Below are 18,243 nucleotides of genomic sequence, written 5' to 3'. Positions count from 1 at the left end.
CCCGCCCTTGTCCGGATCCTCCCGTCGGGAGCGGCCCTCCCTGTGCGAGTGCGACAAGAGGAGGCGTCCGCCCCGCCGGTAGGGTGAGCGGGTGACCGCGAACACCGAACGTCCCGCGCCCGATCTGTACACGACCGCGGGGAAGATCGCGGACCTCAGGAACCGCTACCACGAGGCCGTCACGGCCAGTGGCGAGGCGGCGATCGAGAAGCAGCACGCCAAGGGCAAGATGACCGCACGGGAGCGGATCGACACCCTCCTCGACCCGGGCTCGTTCGTCGAGCTGGACGAGTTCGTGCGCCACCGCACCCACGCCTTCGGCATGGAGAAGAAGCGCCCCTACGGCGACGCCGTCGTCACCGGGACCGGCACCATCCACGGCCGCCAGGTCGCCGTGTACTCGCAGGACTTCACGATCTTCGGCGGCTCGCTCGGCGAGGTGGCCGGCGAGAAGATCATCAAGGTGATGGACCTCGCCCTGAAGACCGGCGTCCCGATCATCGGCATCCTCGACTCCGGCGGAGCACGGATCCAGGAGGGCGTGGTCGCCCTCGGCAAGTACGGCGAGATCTTCCGCCGCAACACCGCGGCGAGCGGCGTGATCCCCCAGATCTCGATCATCTGCGGCCCGGCCGCGGGAGGCGCGGTCTACTCCCCCGCCCTGACCGACTTCGTGATCATGGTCGACAAGACCAGCCAGATGTTCGTCACCGGGCCCGACGTGATCAAGACCGTCACCGGCGAGGACGTCGGCATGGAGGAGCTCGGCGGTGCGCTGACCCACAACAAGATCTCGGGCGTCTCGCACTACCTCGCGAGCGACGAGAACGACGCGCTCGACTACGCGCGAACGCTCCTCTCCTTCCTCCCGGACAACAACCTGTCGCCGGTCCCCGTCTTCGAGACCGAGGTCGACCTCGAGACGACCGACGCGGACCGCTTCCTCGACACGGTCATCCCGGACAGCCCGAACCAGCCGTACGACATGCGCGCCGTCATCGAGCACATCGTCGACGAGGGCGACTTCCTCGAGGTGCAGCCGCTGTTCGCGCCGAACATCGTGATCGGCTTCGGCCGCGTCGAGGGCCGCTCCGTCGGCATCATCGCGAACCAGCCGAGCGCCATGGCGGGCACGCTGAACATCGAGGCGGGCGAGAAGGCGTCCCGCTTCGTCCGCTTCTGCGACGCGTTCTCGCTGCCGATCCTGACCCTGGTCGACGTCCCGGGCTACCTGCCCGGCACCGACCAGGAGTGGACCGGCGTCATCCGCCGCGGCGCGAAGCTGCTCTACGCCTACGCCGAGGCGACCGTGCCGCTGGTCACGGTCATCCTGCGCAAGGCCTACGGCGGCGCGTACATCGTGATGGGGTCCAAGCAGCTGGGAGCCGACATCAACCTCGCGTGGCCCACCGCCGAGATCGCCGTCATGGGAGGCCAGGGCGCGGTGAACATCCTCTACCGCAACGAGATCCGCAAGGCGGAGGAGGCCGGCGAGGACGTCGCAGCCGTCCGGACGCGCCTGGCGAACGAGTACACCTACAACGTCGCGAGCCCGTTCCTCGCGGCCGAGCGCGGCGAGCTCGACGGCGTGATCGAGCCCTCGGCGACGCGTGTCTCCGTCATCAAGGCGCTGCGGGCGCTGCGCACCAAGCGCGCCAACCTGCCCGCGAAGAAGCACGGCAACATCCCGCTCTGACCCGGCTCGCTCGGACGCCGCGGCAGGAGACGGGAGACCGTCCGTGCCGCGGCGTTCCGCTGCGCCCACCTCCTCACGGGGCGGAGGGGCGGAACGATCAGTCGGAGGAGCCGGGGCCGGTCCGTCGGGCAGCGGACTCCGTGGGAGCATCGGGCCGCACGACGGGAGCGGCCGGCTCCGCGGCCGGAGCACCCGGCTTCCCTGTCGCGGAATCGGCCTCCGCTTCCCGGGCATCCGCCCTCGCAGCCGGAGCACCCGCCTTCACCGCAGGACCACCCGCCTTCACCCCAGGACCGTCCGGCTCGGCTGTCGGAGCACCCGCCTTCGCCGCAGGAGCGCCTGCCCTGGCGGCCGGAGCATCCGGCTTCGCCGCGGACGCCTCGGACGGCTTCTCCTCCGGCTTCGCCCCGACCACCCGCGCGAACGCCAGCGCCTGCGCGGCGGAGAGGTCCGGCAGGTAGGCGCGACCCAGCGCGGCTCCGATCCGGGGCAGCTGCAGCGCGTCGGGGTAGGTCATCCAGAGGCCCGCGTAGCGCGGGTGGAACTTGGCCTTGAAGCGGAACAGCGACGTGAAGCCGTAGGCCGGCTCGAGCGTCCGCGAGAGGAACTCGAGCAGGCGCGAGAGGACCGTCGGCTCCGGAGGCTCCTCCCCCTCCTCGACCGGCGCGGTGGCGAGCGGAGCGCCCGAGAGCGAGAGGAACTCGGCGCCCTCCTCCTTGACGCGCAGCGCCGCGGAGGCGATGAGGAACTCCATGATGCCGGGCATCGAGTCGTCGGAGCGGCGCATGAAGTCGAGGGTCCAGCCGACCACGCGCCCCTCCCGGTGCACGGGCAGCCAGCTCGTCACCCCCTGCAGCACGCCGTCCGGTCCGACCGCGAGCAGGAGGGCGACGTCGGGATCGCGGACCTCGTCGATGCCGCCGAGGGTGAAGCCCATCTCGGGCAGCGCCTTCTCGGCGACCCAGCGCTCCGACAGGTCGACGATCTGGTTGGCCATGCCGAGGGAGAGCTCGGGCCAGCTGGTCCACTGCGCCTCGATGCCCAGCTTGATGCCGCGCGTGAGCGGGTAGCGCACCTTCTGCCACCGCTTGCCGGTGAGCTCGAAGGAGGAGAGCTCGATGATCGTCTCCTCGCCGACCGAGAGGCGCGACCAGCCGAGCCGGTCGAAGACGGGGAGCAGCTCATCGTGGATGCTGTAGAAGACGGGCGTCCAGCTGCGCTCGTCGCAGAACCGCACGAACTCGGCCACGACGTCCTCCCGCCGCTCGGGAGCGCAGGCCGGGTCGGAGAGGGTGATCGCCACGCCGCCGATCACCCGGTAGGCGACTCCGCCGGTCCCGTCGGCCGAGATCCAGTGCGCGTTGCCCTCCCAGGTCCCCTGATGGCCGAGGCTGCCGGCGCCGTGCAGGGACAGGAGCGCGCGGTACCGCGCCTCGTCGCCGCGGTTCCGCTGCACGTCGGTGGCCCGGAGCAGGGCGACCACCGCGACGACGACCACGAGCCAGAACACCGGGCCGACCCACTCGAAGACGATCCGCGCGACGGGCTCCCGCGGCACGGCGAGCAGTCCGGCGCCGCCGAGGAAGCTCACCGGGACGAAGCGCAGCAGCCCGTCCAGGAGGAGTCTCCCGAGGCCCAGGAGCGGCTCGAAGCTCGTGCGCACGCCGGCCGAGAGCGCCAGGTAGCCGCCGAGGGACACGACGAAGGCGATGGCGACGACCCGCGTCCAGAGCCTCGCAGCGGCACGGGGCGCGCGGATGCGGAAGTGCCTCCTCCCGATCACGAGCATCGCCACGACGGCCAGCGGCACCAGCACCGTCGTCGCCACCCAGAGCAGGTACTCGGCGTAGTACAGGAACTCGGGGTGACGGGCGGCGCGCTGGAGGGAGAAGACCTCCAGGATCGCGATCGCGATGTTCACCCCGACCGCCAGCAGCAGGCCCAGGCGGCGCCCGGAGCGCAGGCCGTAGGCGGCGACGAGCAGGAGGAGGAGCGGGACGAACGTCAGCAGGATCGGCCCGGGGGCGACCAGGCTCAGCTTCACGTGGTGCGCGCAGTGCCGGAGGGCGCGGCTGCACGGGTCCTCGAGGTCCGTCGTCCCCGTGAAGGCACTCTGCAGCAGTCGGCCGAGGAACGAGAACGGACCGTAGCCCGAGTCCGAGAGGACGGCGACGAGCGGACCGATGGCGGTGACGACGACGACCGCCGCCAGCAGCCCCCGGGACTCGCGGTGCGAGCTCGGCGCCGGACGCTGCGGACGCAGCCCCGCCGCTCCCCGCGCGAGCACCGCGCCGAGCACGAGCCCCGCGCCGCCCGCGAGGAGCCGGTACGCGTCGGCGGAGTCGCCCGCGTAGAGAACGAACATCAGCACGACGGCGAAGACGGTCACCCGGAGCCGGCGACGCCAGAGAGCGCCCATGAAGGCGGTCGAGGCGATGAGGGCGCCGACCGCGCCGATCAGCGGGTCGAAGGTGTGGTCGCCGACGGTGTCGCCCGCCCACCACTCCCCGACGAGAGCGCCGATCGACTGCACGGAGGACCCGACGACGATCCCGACGGCGCCGGTCACGAGGAAGGCGAGGAGGGTGCGGGCCGAGCCGAGGCGGCGCTCCGCGGCGAGGAGCATCGGGAGCACCAGCACGACGTCCAGGAGCAGCTGCAGCGGGTCCGCCGCGATCAGGAGGGCGGTCACCGCTGTCCACGGACGGCCGTCGAGGGTCGTCATCGGGCCCGCCGCCCACCAGGCCGTCGTCTCGGCTCCTGCGGGGGCGACGAGCGTCCCCGTGATCGCGCTCGCGGCCAGGAGGACCAGGACGACCGAGACGGCCGCGGGCGACCTCCGGACCAGCAGACGCAGGGGGCGCAGCGCCGCGGCACCGCTCCTCGGGAACCACGTCGGCATGCGGGAACGCTCCTGTTCGCAACGGACGGACGACGCTCCGGCGGCATCCGGCGTCAGCATAGCCATGCCCCGCCGACCGGCGCCGTGAACGGCATGCGATAGCGTCGCGGGATGACCGCCTCCGACTCCGCACCCGCCGTCGTCATCTCCACCCCCGGCCTCGACGCCGCCGAGATCGCCGCCGTTACGGCCGTCGTCACCGCACTGACCTCTCGCACCGAGGCCGAGCCGGAGACCCCGCAGGAGCTCAGCGGGGGCTGGAACGACCGCGCCGCGGCGGTCCGCAGGCCGCTCCGGCCGGCACCCGGAGCGTGGCGCTCCTTCTCCGGCTGAGCGGACTCGCAGACGCAGCCCGTCGGGGAACGAGCGATCCGCGACGCGGAACGTGAAATTTGTCCCCCGATTAGTCCCCTAAAGTGCTGACTATGCGCCTCCTGGCGGAGCGAGCACACTAGTGGACGTACGGTGCTCCTCCTTCGGAAGGGGCACCGCCAATCACTCGCCGACCAGGGTAAGCAGGCGGGTGTGTTGGGGGCGAGTGAGGGTAATATTCGGGTTGTTACCCTCACTCGGGGTTTGACGGCGGGCCGGGCCCCCTCTTCGGAGGAGTGGACGGCCCGCCGCACTCCGTTAACGGGCTCTTCTCATCACGTGCTGTGCGCTCGACGGGCACTGCTCACGACGGCTCTGCTCACGCTCGTGCCGCGCCGACGATCGGTCCGCTCCGAGAGACCGGGCGCGCCGAGACCTGAGCTGTGCTGAGAGCCGGAGCGTCCCGCCCGCGGCACCGATCCGACATCCGCACGACCTCCGCACCGGGCCGCCGTCGGTCGCTGCGCAGGCGGACGGCCGCGCCGTCCCGCGCGCGCTCCGCCGCTCAGACGTCCCGTCCGCCGACGCCGTCGCGCCGGATCTCGACCCAGGCGTCGACCTCGTCCCCCGCGTCGTCGGAGCCGAGGGCGCCCGCGCTGCCGTCGCCGGCCGTCCGCAGGCCCACCACTGTGACCGCCGAGGCCGAGTCGGCCGACGCGGTGCGCACCACCACGCGGTCGACCTCCTCGCGGATCCCGCTCAGAGCCTGGGCGAGCTCCCCCAGCACCCGTCGGCTCTCGCCCTCGGAGGTGCGGTCGAGGCCGCCGTCGTCGAGCACCGACACGGTCACCCCCCGCCGCCGCGCGTCGAGCACGAGACGCCGCACCTCGTCGTCCAGCAGCCGCCGGCCGCGGATCTCGTCGCGCACGGCCGCCTCGAGCAGCCGGCACTCGCGCCGCTCCTCGTCGGTGAGGCCCGGTCCCGGCTCGGCGATGCGCAGCAGCATGTCGGCGGCGAGGGCACGGGTCTGCTCCAGCCGGACCTCGCGCTCCGTGAGGTGCGCCTCCTCCGCGGCCCGCCACGACGCGGCCGCGCGCTCGGCCGCCTCGAGCACGCGCGCCTCGGAGCCCGCGCGCCCGAGCTCGACGATGAGCAGCTGCGCGATCGCGACCCAGGCGATCCCCCCGACGACGCCGAGAGTGGCCAGCGCGGCCGGGCCGGCCCAGAACACGGTGTGCACGATCAGGAAGCCGACGCCGACCCAGGCGCAGGCCGCGCGCCGGCGGGCGCACACGATCGTCATGAGGGTGCCGACCGCGGCGATGTACCAGGTGGAGTAGCCGTTGGAGACGCCCGGATCGAGCGACGGCGCGACCAGCAGCGGCAGCGCGACGGCGACCGCGGTCATCCCGACCGCGACGGGCAGGGCGAGCCGGGTCGTCGCTCCCGGCCAGAGGGCGACGACGGTCGCCGCGACGTACAGCGCGACCGCGACGAGGTCGGCCGGCGTGGCCGGGGAGATGCGGAAGGAGAAGAAGGCGAGCACCACGTGGTACAGCGAGAAGCCGGCGCCGAGCGCCTGGAGCAGGGGGCGCGGGTAGGCGATCACGGCCCTCCTCCCGCGTCCGCCCGCCAGGAGAGGACGACACGGGTGCCCTCGCCCGGAGTCGAGTCGACCCGCGCCGATCCCCGCGCGTTGTGCACCCGCTCGAGGATGGAGAGCCGGATGCCCAGCCGCTCGCGCGGGACGTCGGCGAGCCGGAAGCCGCGGCCGTCGTCCTCCACCACGACCTCCACCGCGCCGTCGCCCAGCAGCCCGTGCACGGCGCGGTGGACGCTGCCGCTCGGACCCGCGTGCTGAACGCTGTTGGCGAGCGCCTGCCAGACCGCGCCGAGCAGCGCCTCGGCCACCGGGCGCGGCAGCGTCGTCGCGCGCGGATCCACTCCGTCGGCCGTCGCGACTGCGATCTCGGTCCCGAAGGTGGACGCCGCGTGGGCGAGCTGGCGCTGCAGGAGCTCGAGCGGGACCAGCCCCTCGGGCGGCTCCGGCTCGTGGTCGGGCAGCAGCACGGCGAGGGTGCGCTGCGCCATCGAGGAGACCAGCGCACGCTCGGCCGGCGACTCGGCGGAGGCGGCGGAGAGCAGCGTCGCGAGCACGTTGTCGTGCACCAGGGCGTCGACCTCGACCCGCTCCACCTCGCCGGCGTGCTGGCGCATCGCCGCCTCGTACTGCTCCATGGCCGTCGTCTGCGCGCGATCGATCTGGTCGGCCGACTGCCGGAGCACGGTGATCAGCACCAGCATCACGAAGCCGACGATGCCCACGTAGGCGGCGTCGAGGATCGCGCGGGTCGGCTCCGCCCCGCCGCCGGAGGGGAGGACGCGCAGCAGCCCGAACAGCACGGTCGTCACCGACACGTACGCGATCGCGATCCGGAGGGGAGCCGCGATCGTGCAGAAGGCGGTGCCGATGGTCAGCAGGTACCAGATCCACGGGGTCTCGCGGTCCGCGCCCCCGGTGGCGACGGCGGCCGGCCAGGTCAGGAGGGCGACGAGGACACCGACCGCGACCAGGACCGCCGTGATCCGCGTGCCCCGCCGCAGCACGGCGGTGACCACGGCGGCGGTGAGCGATCCGAAGACCAGCGCCAGCACCGGCCAGGCCACCTCGGGGCGCAGCAGGGGCAGCTGGGCGAGGATCGGCGGGACGGTCTGCACGCCGAAGCCGAAGCCGAAGAACGACACGACCGTGCTGATGATCCGGTCGATCCGCTCGCGCCCGGCGTTGCGGCGGGCGATCGGCGCCTCAGCGCCCGCCATCGCCGTCGTCCGGGTCGATGCCCGGCAGGATGCCGTCCTCCACCGCGCGCCGCAGCAGATCGACCTTCGTCGGGGCGGGACGGCCGATCTCGACGTACTTGTCGCGGATCCGGTCGAGGTACTCCTTCGCCGTCGACACCGAGATCTGCAGCCGCTCGGCCACCAGCTTCAGCGGCAGCCCCGAGGCGTAGAGGTGCAGGACGTCGCGCTCGCGACGACCGAGCACGGCCCGCGCGAAGTCGTCGTCGGCGTCGATGGCCGAGGCCCACTCCAGATTGTTGAGGACCTCGCCGCGGGCGACCGTGCGGATGGCGGCGACGACCGTCGACATGGGCGAGGACTTCGGGATGACGCCGGCCGCTCCCGCGGCGAGCGCCTCCCGCACGGCCACGACGCGGTCGGCGATGCTGTGGACGAGGACGGCGGAGCCGCGCACCTGCCCCCACTTGACGTTGCTGGTGATGCTCGAGCCGTCGTTCAGGGACAGGTCGAGGACGAGCACCTCGATCTCGGCGCCGCCGATCGTGCTCTCGAGGGCCTGGACGGTCTCGGCGGCGGCGACCACCTGCATCCCCGCGCTCTCGACGGCGGCGGCCACGCCCAGGCGCACCGACTCGTGGTCGTCCACGATCGCCACGCGCACGCGCGGGGCCTCGGCTGCGTCGACGTGGGGCTCCATCCCGCCCATGGTACGCAGACGCGGGCCCGCGGTCAGTCCTCTCGGCGGACCAGTCGCGCAACGGCCTCCACGTGGGAGGTGTGCGGGAAGAGGTCGAAGCCCTCGAGGCGCTCCAGCTCGTAGCCGGCCCCGGTCAGGGCGCCCACGTCGCGGGCGAGCGCGACCGGGTCGCAGGCGACGTAGACGAGCTGCGCCGGCCGCAGCTCCGCCAGAGCGTCGGTGACCGCTCGGCCGGCGCCCGAGCGCGGCGGGTCGAGGACCACGGTCGCCGCGCGCCACCGCGCCCGCTCGCGCGCATCGGCCTGGGCGACGACGTCGCGGAGGTAGCGGTCGACGCGGGCGGTCACCGCGCGGGCGCCGACCTGGTCGGCCAGGTTCTCGAGCGCGTGCTCGGTGGCGCGGGAGTCGCTCTCGACGCTGGTCACGCGCACTCCGGCGCCGAGGCGGTCGGCCAGCGCCGCGGCGAGCAGGCCCACCCCGCCGTAGAGGTCGTGGTTGGCGGCCGACGGGTCCGCCGCGTCCGCGTCGACGGCGGCCTGCACGGCCTCGAAGAGCGCGGCGGCGGCTCCGCGGTGCACCTGCCAGAAGCCGGTGCGGTCGACCCGGAAGGTGCGGTCGGCGACGAATTCGCTCACCACCGTGCGGTCGCGGCGGGCGCGCTTGTCGGAGGGGTCGTGCACGAGCACCGCGGCTCCCTCGGACCCGGCCGCGTCGACGAGGTCGACCACCGAGCCGGGAGCGAGGCGCTCGCCGAGCGGTGCGGCCAGGGAGGAATCGGCGGTCGCGAGGGGCAGCGACTCCACGGTGACGACGTGGTGGCTGCGTGCCGCGTAGGGGCCGACCCGTCCGTCGTCGTCGACGTGGAGGCGGTTCCGCGTGCGCCAGCCGAGGCCGCCGGACGCGTCGTCCCCGCCGATCGGCGCGACCTCCACCTCGATCTCGCGACGGGCGAAGCGGGAGAAGGAGTCGACGAGCACGAGGCGCTTCAGCTCGCGCTGGTAGGCCAGGTCGGCGTGGCCGAGCTCGGCGCCGCCGACGCGCTCCTCCGGGCGGCGGTCGAGGGCGGCCTCGGGCCAGACGTGCTCCACCCGGTGCTCGGACGCCTCGAGCACCTCGAGCGCCTCGGCACGCCAGAAGCTGTCGTGCCGGACCTCGCTGATCCGCGCCCGCACGCGCTCGCCGGGGAGGACGTCCGGGACGAAGACGACGCGGCCCTCGTGCCGGGCGACGAACACGCCGCCGTGGGCGACGTTGCTAATGTCGAGCTCGATCTCGGTCCCGAGTGCGTCGTCGGCCCCGTCGGGGCGGGCGGATGCTCGGGACGGGGTCTGTGCCATCCGTCGAGCATCCCACAGCGTGGGCCCGGCCGCAGGGAGCCCTCGTGCGCCTCTACCTCGCCTCCACCTCCCCCGCGCGCCTCGCGCTGCTGCGGGCCTCCGGGATCGAGCCCGTCGTCGTCCCCTCCGAGGTGGACGAGCCCGCGGCCGTCGCCCGGGCCGAGCAGGAGCGGGGCGCGGCGCTGGACGCGGACGCCACCGTCTCGCTGCTCGCCCGCGCCAAGGCGCACGCCGTCCTGCGCCCGGACATCGACGGTCTGGTGCTCGGCGGCGACTCCGCGTTCGTCCTCGACGGCGTCGTCCACGGCAAGCCGCACGAGCCGGAGCGGGCCCGGGAGCGCTGGCGCGCCCAGCGCGGTCGCACCGGCCGCCTCCACTCCGGCCACTGGCTCGTCGACCACCGCGGCGGGAGGATCGTCGCCGAAGCCGGAGCGGTCACCTCCGCCGCCGTCACGTTCGCCGACGACATCGACGACGCCGAGATCGACGCCTACGTCGCCACCGGCGAGCCCCTCGAGGTGGCCGGCGCCTTCACCATCGACGGCCGCGGCGCCGGCTTCATCACCGCGATCGAGGGCGACCCCTCGACGGTGATCGGGATGTCGGTGCCGACCCTCCGCACTCTGGTGCGGAGCCTCGGCGTCGACTGGACCGCGCTCTGGAACCGCTGAGGCCCGTCCCGCCCTTGTGAGGAACCGACGAAGGCCCTCCGCTTCTTTGTGGTGAGCCGCGCCGGGCCGGGCGGAGCCGCCCCCTAGGGTTGGGGACCATGCCGAAGATTACGAAGGTGCTCGTCGCCAACCGGGGCGAGATCGCCGTCCGAGTCATCCGCGCCGCCCGCGACAGCGGGATCGCCTCCGTGGCCGTCTACGCCGACCAGGACCGCGACGCCGTGCACAGCCGCCTCGCCGACGAGGCCTACGCCCTCGGCGGGACGACCAGCGCCGAGACCTACCTCGTCATCGACAAGCTGCTCTCGGTGGCCCGCCGCTCCGGTGCCGACGCCGTGCACCCCGGCTACGGCTTCCTCGCCGAGAACGCCGACTTCGCCCGCGCCGTCATCGACGCCGGCCTGATCTGGATCGGCCCCGGTCCCGAGGCCATCGAGCGCCTCGGCGACAAGGTCTCGGCCCGCCACGTCGCCGAGAAGGTCGGCGCGCCGCTGGCCCCGGGAACCCTCAACCCCGTCTCCGGCGCCGCCGAGGTGCTCGAGTTCGTGGACCAGTACGGCCTCCCCGTCGCGATCAAGGCGGCCTTCGGCGGCGGCGGTCGCGGCCTCAAGGTCGCCCGCGAGCGCGACGAGGTCGAGGAGCTGTTCGCCTCCGCCACGCGCGAGGCCGTCGCCGCCTTCGGCCGCGGCGAGTGCTTCGTCGAGAAGTACCTCGACCAGCCGCGCCACGTCGAGACCCAGTGCCTGGCCGACGCGCACGGCAACGTCGTCGTGGTCTCCACCCGCGACTGCTCCCTCCAGCGCCGCCACCAGAAGCTCGTCGAGGAGGCGCCCGCGCCGTTCCTGACGGACGCGCAGAACACCGAGCTCTACCGCGCCTCGAAGGCGATCCTGCAGGAGGTCGGCTACCTCGGCGCCGGAACCTGCGAGTTCCTGATCGGCAAGGACGGCACGGTGTCCTTCCTCGAGGTGAACACCCGCCTCCAGGTCGAGCACCCCGTGTCGGAGGAGATCACCGGCATCGACCTCGTGCGCGAGCAGTTCCGCCTCGCCGAGGGCGGCGTGCTCGACTACGACGACCCGGCGCCCCGCGGCCACTCCTTCGAGTTCCGCATCAACGGCGAGGACGCGGGCCGCGGCTTCCTCCCCGCTCCGGGCCCGGTGCACGTCTTCAAGGCCCCCGGCGGACCCGGCGTCCGCGTCGACTCCGGTGTCGTCGCCGGCGACGTGATCTCCGGCTCCTTCGACTCGCTCCTCGCGAAGCTGATCGTCACCGGCGACAGCCGCGAGCAGGCGCTGGAGCGCTCGCGCCGCGCCCTCGCCGAGTTCGAGGTCACCGGACTGCCGACCGTCCTCCCCTTCCACCGCGCGATCGTCGAGGACCCGGCCTTCGCCCCCGAGGGCGGCGCGCCCTTCACGATCTACACCCGCTGGATCGAGACCGAGTTCGAGAACACGATCCCGGCCTGGAGCGGCGAGCCCGGAGCGACCGACGAGCCGGCGGCCCGCCGGAACGTGGTCGTCGAGGTCGACGGGCGCCGCGTCGAGGTCACTCTCCCCGGCGACCTGGTCGGCTCGGGACCCGCCCGCGGGGCCGCTGCCGCCTCCCCGAAGCGCCGCGGCTCCTCCTCCGTCAGCACCGTCACGGGCGACTCCGTCGCCTCGCCCATGCAGGCCACCATCGTCAAGGTCGCCGTCGCCGAGGGCGACACGGTCGTCACCGGCGACCTGGTCGTCGTCCTCGAGGCGATGAAGATGGAGCAGCCGCTCACCGCCCACAAGGACGGCGTCGTGAAGGGCCTCGACGCGACGGCCGGAGCGACCGTCCCCGCGGGACACGTGCTCCTCCAGATCGTCTGAGCTTGTTCCGGGCCGCTCCCCGCGCGGTCCGGCGCGGTCTGCTCCTCGACGTGAGGGGTACCGCAGAGCGGGTCGCGTCGCGCTGTCGTCAATCGCTTCGCACGCGATTCGCGGTCGCGCGCTCTGCCGATGAAGGGCCGCACCCCGCGCGGCCCGGCGGAGGGGCGCGTCAGGTGACGATGTGCATGGCGCGCGCGGCGTCCGAGATCGAGCCGGTGAGGCTCGGGTAGACGGTGAAGGCCCGCGCGACCTGGTCGACGGTCAGGCGGTGCTCCACGGCGAGGGCGAGCGGGAAGATCAGCTCGCTCGCCTTCGGAGCGACGATGACGCCTCCGATGACGGTGCCGGAGCCGGTGCGCGCGAACAGCTTCACGAAGCCGTCGCGGATGCCCATCATCTTCGCCCGCGGGTTCGCGGCGAGCGGGAGCTTGTAGATCTCGCCCTGCGCGATGCCCTCCTCGATCTCGCGCTGGCTCCACCCGACGGTCGCGATCTCGGGCTGCGTGAAGATGTTCGCCGCGACGTTGCGCACCTCGGTCGGGTTCACGGCGTCGCCCATGGCGTGGAACACGCCGGTGCGGCCCTGCATGGCGGCGACGGAGGCGAGCGGGAGGAACGTGGTGCAGTCCCCGGCCGCGTAGATCGAGGGGACGCTGGTGCGGGCGACGCGGTTGACGCGGATGTGCCCCGACTCCGTCAGCTGCACCCCCGCGTCCTCGAGGCCGATGCCCGCCGTGTTCGGCACGGAGCCGACGGCCATCAGGCAGTGCGAGCCCTCGACGACGCGTCCGTCCGAGAGCACGGCCTGCACGCCCTTCTCGGTCCGCTCGACGCGGTCGGCGCGCGACTTCGAGAGCACGACCATGCCGTTGCGCTTGAAGACGTTCTCGATCACCGCGGCCGCGTCGGCGTCCTCGCCGGGCAGCACCTGGTCGCGGGAGGAGATGAGGGTCACGCGGGCGCCGAGCGCACGGTAGGCGGAGGCGAACTCCGCGCCGGTCACGCCGGAGCCCACCACGATCAGGTGCTCGGGGACGGACTTGAGGTTGTAGAGCTGGGTCCAGCTGAGGATGCGCTCGCCGTCGGGAGCCGCGGTCGGGAGCACGCGCGGGCTGGCGCCCACCGAGACCACGATCGTGTCCGCCTCGATGCGGTCGAAGTCCATGCCCTCGCCGCCGGCCGCCGTGGAGACGATCAAGGCGTTCGAGCCGTCCAGGCGCCCGTCCCCCTGGACGATGCGCACGCCGTGGTGCACCAGGTTCGCGCGCATGTCCTCGGACTGCTGGCGCGCGAGCCCGAGCAGGCGCTTGTTCACCGTCGCCAGGTTGACCGCCACGTCCGGGCGCACCGGCTTGTTCTGCTCCGAGCGGGTGAAGAACTGCACGCCCAGGTCGGCGGCCTCGCCGATGGCGTTGGTGGCCTCCGCCGTCGCGATGAGCGACTTCGACGGGACGACGTCGGTGATGACGGCCGAGCCGCCCACTCCGACCCGCTCGACCAGGGTGACCTCAGCGCCGAGCTGCGCTCCCGCGATGGCGGCTTCGTAGCCGCCCGGCCCCCCTCCGAGTACAGCGATCCTCTGCGCGCGCTCGAACTCGTAAGCCATGCTTCCCATTGTCCTCTCTCACTGAGTGTTCGCCCAATCGCGGGGTGTCGGATCGGCCGCGGGAGTCGCCCTCCGCCGCCGCGCAGCCCGTCGGTAGGGTGGGAGGATGTCCGACCAGACCCTGCACCCGCTCGACGCCCCCGACGCCGATCCCTTCGAGATCGCGGCCCGCGCGGCCGCTCAGATCGCCGAGGCGACAGGGGTCGAGAAGCACGACATCGCCCTCACCCTCGGCAGCGGCTGGGGCAAGGCCGCCGACGCGATCGGCGAGACGACCGCGACGGTGGAGGCCACCGAGATCCTCGGCTTCTCCAAGCCGGCCGTGCACGGGCACGGCGGCACCCTGCGCTCCGTCCTGCTCCCCACCGGCAGGCGCGCGCTGATCATCGGCGCCCGCACCCACTACTACGAGGGCTACGGCGTGCGCCGCGTCGCGCACAGCGTCCGCACCGCCGCCGCGACGGGCGCGACGGTGATGATCCTCACCAACGGCGCGGGCGGCATCAAGGAGCACTGGACGCCCGGGACCCCCGTGCTGATCAGCGACCACATCAACCTCACCGCCGACTCGCCGCTCGAGGGCGCGACCTTCGTCGACCTCACCGACCTCTACTCCTCGCGCCTGCGCGACCTCGCCCGGGGGACGCGTCCGGAGCTGGACGAGGGCGTGTACGTGCAGTTCCGCGGGCCGCACTACGAGAGCCCGGCCGAGGTGCAGATGGCGAAGATCATCGGCGGCCACATCGTCGGCATGTCGACCGCCCTCGAGGCCATCGCCGCACGCGAGGCGGGCATGGAGGTGCTGGGCATGTCGCTCATCACGAACCTCGCCGCCGGCATCCAGAAGACCCCCCTCAGCCACGAGGAGGTGCTCGAGGCCGGCCGCGACGCCGAGGACGACCTCGCCCGCCTGCTCGCCGGGATCACGGGCGCCCTGTGAGCGCCGACGTCCGGGAGCTCGCCGAGGCCTGGCTCGCCCAGGACCCCGACCCGGAGACGCGGGAGGAGCTGGTCGCCCTGCTGACCGCCTCCGACTCGGGCGACGCCTCCGCCCGCGCCGAGCTCGAGGACCGCTTCGGCGCCCGCCTGGCGTTCGGCACCGCGGGCCTGCGCGGCGCCATCGCGGCGGGATCAAACCGGATGAACCGAGTGCTGGTCTCGCAGGCCGCCGTGGGCCTGGCCGACTTCCTGCTGGCGCAGGGCGTCCAGCGGCCCGTGGTCGTGATCGGCTACGACGGCCGGAAGAACTCGCGCGTCTTCGCCGAGGACTCCGCCGCGCTGATGGCGGGCGCCGGCGTGGACGCGGTGCTGCTGCCCCGGCTCCTGCCCACCCCCGTGCTGGCCTTCGCCGTGCGCCACCTCGGCGCCGACGCCGGAGTGATGGTCACGGCGAGCCACAACCCGCCGCAGGACAACGGCTACAAGGTGTACCTCGGCGGCGCCGACGAGGGCTCGCAGATCGTGCCGCCGGTCGACTCCGAGATCGCCGAGCGGATCCTCGCGGTCGCGCGGGACCGGCGGGTTCCGGAGCTTCCGCGCGGCGAGTACCGGCTCGCGGACGAGTCCGTGGTCGCCGCCTACATCGAGGCGACGGCAGCCGTCGGCCGCCAGTCCGCTCCGCTGCGCATCGTCTACACGGCGATGCACGGGGTCGGCTGGGAGACGGCGCACCGGGTGCTCTCCGCGGCGGGATTCGACGAGCCGGCCGTCGTGGTCGAGCAGATCGAGCCCGACGCGGCGTTCCCCACGGTCGCGTTCCCCAACCCGGAGGAGGCGGGCGCCCTCGACCTCGCCTTCTCGACCGCGCGCTCCGGTCGCGCGCAGCTGATCGTGGCGAACGACCCGGACGCCGACCGCTTCGCCGCCGCCGTGCCCGACGCCTCCGCCCCGGAGGGCTTCCGTCGCCTCACCGGCAACGAGGTCGGAGCGCTGCTCGGCTGGCGCGCCGCCGAGCAGGCCCGCCGCGAGGGCCGCACCGGAGGAGCGCTCGCCTGCTCGATCGTGTCCTCCCCCGCCCTCGGTGCTGTGGCGGCCGACTACGGCCTCGACTTCGCCGAGACGCTCACGGGCTTCAAGTGGATCTCGCGCGTCCCCGACCTCGTCTTCGGCTACGAGGAGGCGCTCGGCTACCTGGTGAACCCCGGGACGGTCCGTGACAAGGACGGCGTCTCGGCCGCGCTCGCCTTCCTCTCCCTCGCGAGCGCGCTCGCCGCCGAGGAGCGCACGATCGACGACGAGCTGGAGTCGTTCGCCGAGCGGTTCGGGCTCTTCGGATCGGAGCAGATCTCGCTCCGCGTCACCGACCTCTCCGAGATCGGCCGGATCATGGCCGGACTGCGCGCGACGCCTCCGACCGCGATCGGCGGGCTCGCCGTCGAGCGGAGCGAGGACCTGCTCGCCGAGGGCGGCGCGCTGCCCCCGACCGACGCGCTCCGCTTCTCCCTGGACGGTGCCCGTCTCATCGCGCGCCCGAGCGGCACGGAGCCGAAGGTCAAGCTCTACCTCGACGCCTGGTCGCACGACTCCGACGCCGACGCCCGCCGGTCGGCCGTCTCGTCCCGCCTCGCCGCCCTGCGCACCGGCGCCGCGGAGCTCCTCGCGTAGGTCCCCCTCCGGTCAGCGGGGCGCGCGGACACCGATCCGCTCGCCCCGCTTCCAGAGCCACTCCACCGGACCGAGCTCGAACCGGCGCAGCCACAGGTGCGCCGCGAGCACGACGACCGCCGCGATGAGCAGGAACGCTCCGACGGTCGCCGGGACGCGCCACTGCGCGGCGGTCACCGCCAGCCCGAGTCCCCAGCCGTAGAAGAGGGCGCCGCCGAGCAGGTTCTGCAGGAGGTAGGCGCTCAGGGCGACCCGGCCGACCTCCCGCGCCCGGCGTGCCGCCCAGCCCTCGGCGCCCCGGCGGAGGCAGGCCTCGGCGAGGGCCGCGAGCAGGCCGAGCCCGACCAGGGGCGCGACGAGGTAGCGCTCGGCGAGCAGACCGGCGGCGCTCCCGCCGACGCCCAGCGCGAGGTCGACGGGGAGGGCGAGGGCGCCGAGGACCATCATGCGACGGCGGAGTGACGCGCCCTCGGCAGCGAGGACCCCCGCCCGATGGAGGCGCGCGCCGAGGAGGAACATCGCGAGGCTGAGGAGCCCGATGAGCACCGGCTCCGCACGGAAGACGCCCGCGTTCTGCAGCCGGAAGAGGGCGAGGCCGAGGAACGACGCGTCCGCGTAGGGGCTCCGGCCGGTCGGCCCCTGTCCGGCACCGTCCGGGCTCGCCGCCACGAGCGCCACGAGCGTCGAGATCAGGACGACGTGCAGAGCGCCGCAGACGAGGATCACGCGGCGCTGCGTCGTCGGCCGGGTGAGCAGCAGCCAGGCGACGACCGCTCCGGTGACGGCGTATCCCATGAGGACGTCGAACTCCGCGATCAGCACGTAGTTGACCGCGCCGTCCAGGAGGAGGAGCGTCGCGCGCCAGAGGTAGCGGCCCGGCCAGCGCGTCCCGCGCCGGACCGCGGACGCGTGCTGGATCGCGAGGCCCACCCCGAAGGCGAGGGAGAGGAGGGCGAGGAACTTGCCCTGCGCCAGCGCCATCAGCAGGAGCTGCGCAGTCCCGGCGGAGGAGGAGGTCTCCGGCGTCACCGGGACGGAGAGCAATCCGAGCATCCCCCAGGGGTGGGAGAAGATCCAGATGTTCGTGCCGAGGGTCCCGATGATCGCGACACCGCGGACGACGTCCAGGGTCGCGATGCGGCGGCCGGCTCCGGCACGGGGCGGCAATACGGTCGTATTGGTCACATCCGAGAGCGTAGCCTGCTCGAGCAGTCGAACGAGAGGGACGCCATGCCGGATCGGCGCGAGAGCAGGAGCGACATCCTCTCGGCGGTCGTCGCCGTCCTCTCGACCCGCGGGGCGGAGCACCTCAGCATCCGTACCGTCGCGGCCGAGGCCGGCGTCTCGGTGGGGGCCGTCCAGCACCACTTCCCGACGAAGCAGGCGTTGCTGGCCGGCGCGATGGCCCGGGTCGAGGAGCGCTTCCGCGAGCGGATGCGGAGCCGCCTGGAGGCCGAATCCTCGGCCGAGGTGCGGCTGCGCGTCTTCTGCGACGAGATCGCGTGCGTCGCGGACGAGGACGTGCCCGACGCGATCGTGTGGACCGCCTTCGCCTCCCGCGCCGGCACCGATCCGGAGATCCGCGCGATCCACACCGCCGGCTGGTCGCGAACGGAGGACGTCGTCCTGGAGCTGCTGCGCGCCGCGCATCCCGCGGCGTCGTTCGGCGCCGACGACGCGGCGCTTCTCCTCGCAGTCCTCGACGGCATCGCGGTCTCCCGCGCGGCGCGCAGCAGCTCCAGGACGACGTCCTCCGT

General features: G+C 73.4%; 14 protein-coding genes. 7 read left to right on the top strand and 7 right to left on the bottom strand.

Annotated features, from left to right (window positions below):
• Nucleotides 1-91: 91 nt before the first annotated feature.
• On the top strand, nt 92-1,696 hold the full coding sequence (locus C5D36_RS00070) for an acyl-CoA carboxylase subunit beta (protein ID WP_104223164.1): 1,605 nt from the start codon (nt 92-94) through the stop codon (nt 1,694-1,696).
• 97 nt (nt 1,697-1,793) lie between these two features.
• Here the strand turns inward: C5D36_RS00070 and C5D36_RS00065 are convergent, their stop codons facing one another.
• Nucleotides 1,794-4,598 carry a DUF2156 domain-containing protein gene (locus tag C5D36_RS00065; RefSeq protein WP_181072706.1) on the bottom strand — a complete coding sequence of 935 codons (2,805 nt, stop codon included), beginning with the start codon at nt 4,596-4,598 and terminating at the stop codon, nt 1,794-1,796.
• A 111-nt stretch (nt 4,599-4,709) separates the two neighbouring features.
• On the opposite strand from C5D36_RS00065, the gene C5D36_RS00060 reads away from it, so the two are divergent.
• Nucleotides 4,710-4,931, top strand: a complete 222-nt coding sequence (locus C5D36_RS00060; RefSeq protein WP_104225462.1) for an acyl-CoA carboxylase subunit epsilon — start codon at nt 4,710-4,712, stop codon at nt 4,929-4,931.
• Nucleotides 4,932-5,475: 544 nt separating this feature from the next.
• On the opposite strand, the gene C5D36_RS00055 is transcribed toward C5D36_RS00060, so the two are convergent.
• From C5D36_RS00055 to C5D36_RS00040, 4 genes are read right to left on the bottom strand one after another with little or no spacing between them, the layout of a single operon-like run.
• On the bottom strand, nt 5,476-6,519 hold the full coding sequence (locus C5D36_RS00055; RefSeq protein ID WP_104294931.1) for a hypothetical protein: 1,044 nt from the start codon (nt 6,517-6,519) through the stop codon (nt 5,476-5,478).
• Nucleotides 6,516-7,730: a sensor histidine kinase gene (locus C5D36_RS00050; protein ID WP_104294930.1), complete on the bottom strand. Its 1,215-nt coding sequence runs from the start codon at nt 7,728-7,730 to the stop codon at nt 6,516-6,518. Before C5D36_RS00050 ends, C5D36_RS00055 begins: the two co-directional genes overlap by 4 nt.
• Nucleotides 7,717-8,418: a response regulator transcription factor gene (locus C5D36_RS00045; protein ID WP_104223169.1), complete on the bottom strand. Its 702-nt coding sequence runs from the start codon at nt 8,416-8,418 to the stop codon at nt 7,717-7,719. The genes C5D36_RS00050 and C5D36_RS00045 overlap by 14 nt, the downstream gene beginning before the upstream one ends.
• 23 nt (nt 8,419-8,441) lie before the next feature.
• Nucleotides 8,442-9,746, bottom strand: coding sequence for a class I SAM-dependent RNA methyltransferase (locus tag C5D36_RS00040; RefSeq protein ID WP_146083669.1), 1,305 nt, complete (start codon nt 9,744-9,746; stop codon nt 8,442-8,444).
• Nucleotides 9,747-9,790: 44 nt separating this feature from the next.
• Between C5D36_RS00040 and C5D36_RS00035 the strand changes: the two genes are divergently transcribed.
• Nucleotides 9,791-10,417: a nucleoside triphosphate pyrophosphatase gene (locus C5D36_RS00035; RefSeq protein ID WP_181027094.1), complete on the top strand. Its 627-nt coding sequence runs from the start codon at nt 9,791-9,793 to the stop codon at nt 10,415-10,417.
• 98 nt (nt 10,418-10,515) lie between these two features.
• The gene (locus C5D36_RS00030) at nt 10,516-12,276 is read left to right on the top strand and encodes a biotin carboxylase N-terminal domain-containing protein (protein WP_104223170.1); all 1,761 of its coding nucleotides are present in this window, start codon (nt 10,516-10,518) and stop codon (nt 12,274-12,276) included.
• Nucleotides 12,277-12,445: 169 nt separating this feature from the next.
• Here C5D36_RS00030 and C5D36_RS00025 read toward each other — a convergent pair whose 3' ends face one another.
• Nucleotides 12,446-13,882, bottom strand: coding sequence for an NAD(P)H-quinone dehydrogenase (locus tag C5D36_RS00025; protein ID WP_104223171.1), 1,437 nt, complete (start codon nt 13,880-13,882; stop codon nt 12,446-12,448).
• 106 nt (nt 13,883-13,988) lie between these two features.
• Between C5D36_RS00025 and C5D36_RS00020 the strand changes: the two genes are divergently transcribed.
• Nucleotides 13,989-14,822 carry a purine-nucleoside phosphorylase gene (locus C5D36_RS00020; protein WP_104238027.1) on the top strand — a complete coding sequence of 278 codons (834 nt, stop codon included), beginning with the start codon at nt 13,989-13,991 and terminating at the stop codon, nt 14,820-14,822.
• A complete protein-coding gene (locus C5D36_RS00015; protein WP_104291611.1) occupies nt 14,819-16,486 on the top strand; it encodes a phospho-sugar mutase in 1,668 nt (555 codons plus the stop codon). Before C5D36_RS00020 ends, C5D36_RS00015 begins: the two co-directional genes overlap by 4 nt.
• Before the next feature lie 12 nt (nt 16,487-16,498).
• Here C5D36_RS00015 and C5D36_RS00010 read toward each other — a convergent pair whose 3' ends face one another.
• Nucleotides 16,499-17,671 carry a DUF418 domain-containing protein gene (locus C5D36_RS00010; protein WP_258062817.1) on the bottom strand — a complete coding sequence of 391 codons (1,173 nt, stop codon included), beginning with the start codon at nt 17,669-17,671 and terminating at the stop codon, nt 16,499-16,501.
• A gap of 45 nt (nt 17,672-17,716) precedes the next feature.
• Between C5D36_RS00010 and C5D36_RS00005 the strand changes: the two genes are divergently transcribed.
• Nucleotides 17,717-18,243 (top strand): TetR/AcrR family transcriptional regulator (locus C5D36_RS00005; RefSeq protein ID WP_104294929.1); only part of this gene is annotated, 527 nt, incomplete at its 3' end.

Source organism: Rathayibacter sp. AY1C6, from assembly GCF_002931535.1.
GTDB lineage: Bacteria > Actinomycetota > Actinomycetes > Actinomycetales > Microbacteriaceae > Rathayibacter.
Note: the sequence above shows the minus strand (reverse complement) of the source record. Positions and strands in the feature narration are given on the sequence as shown.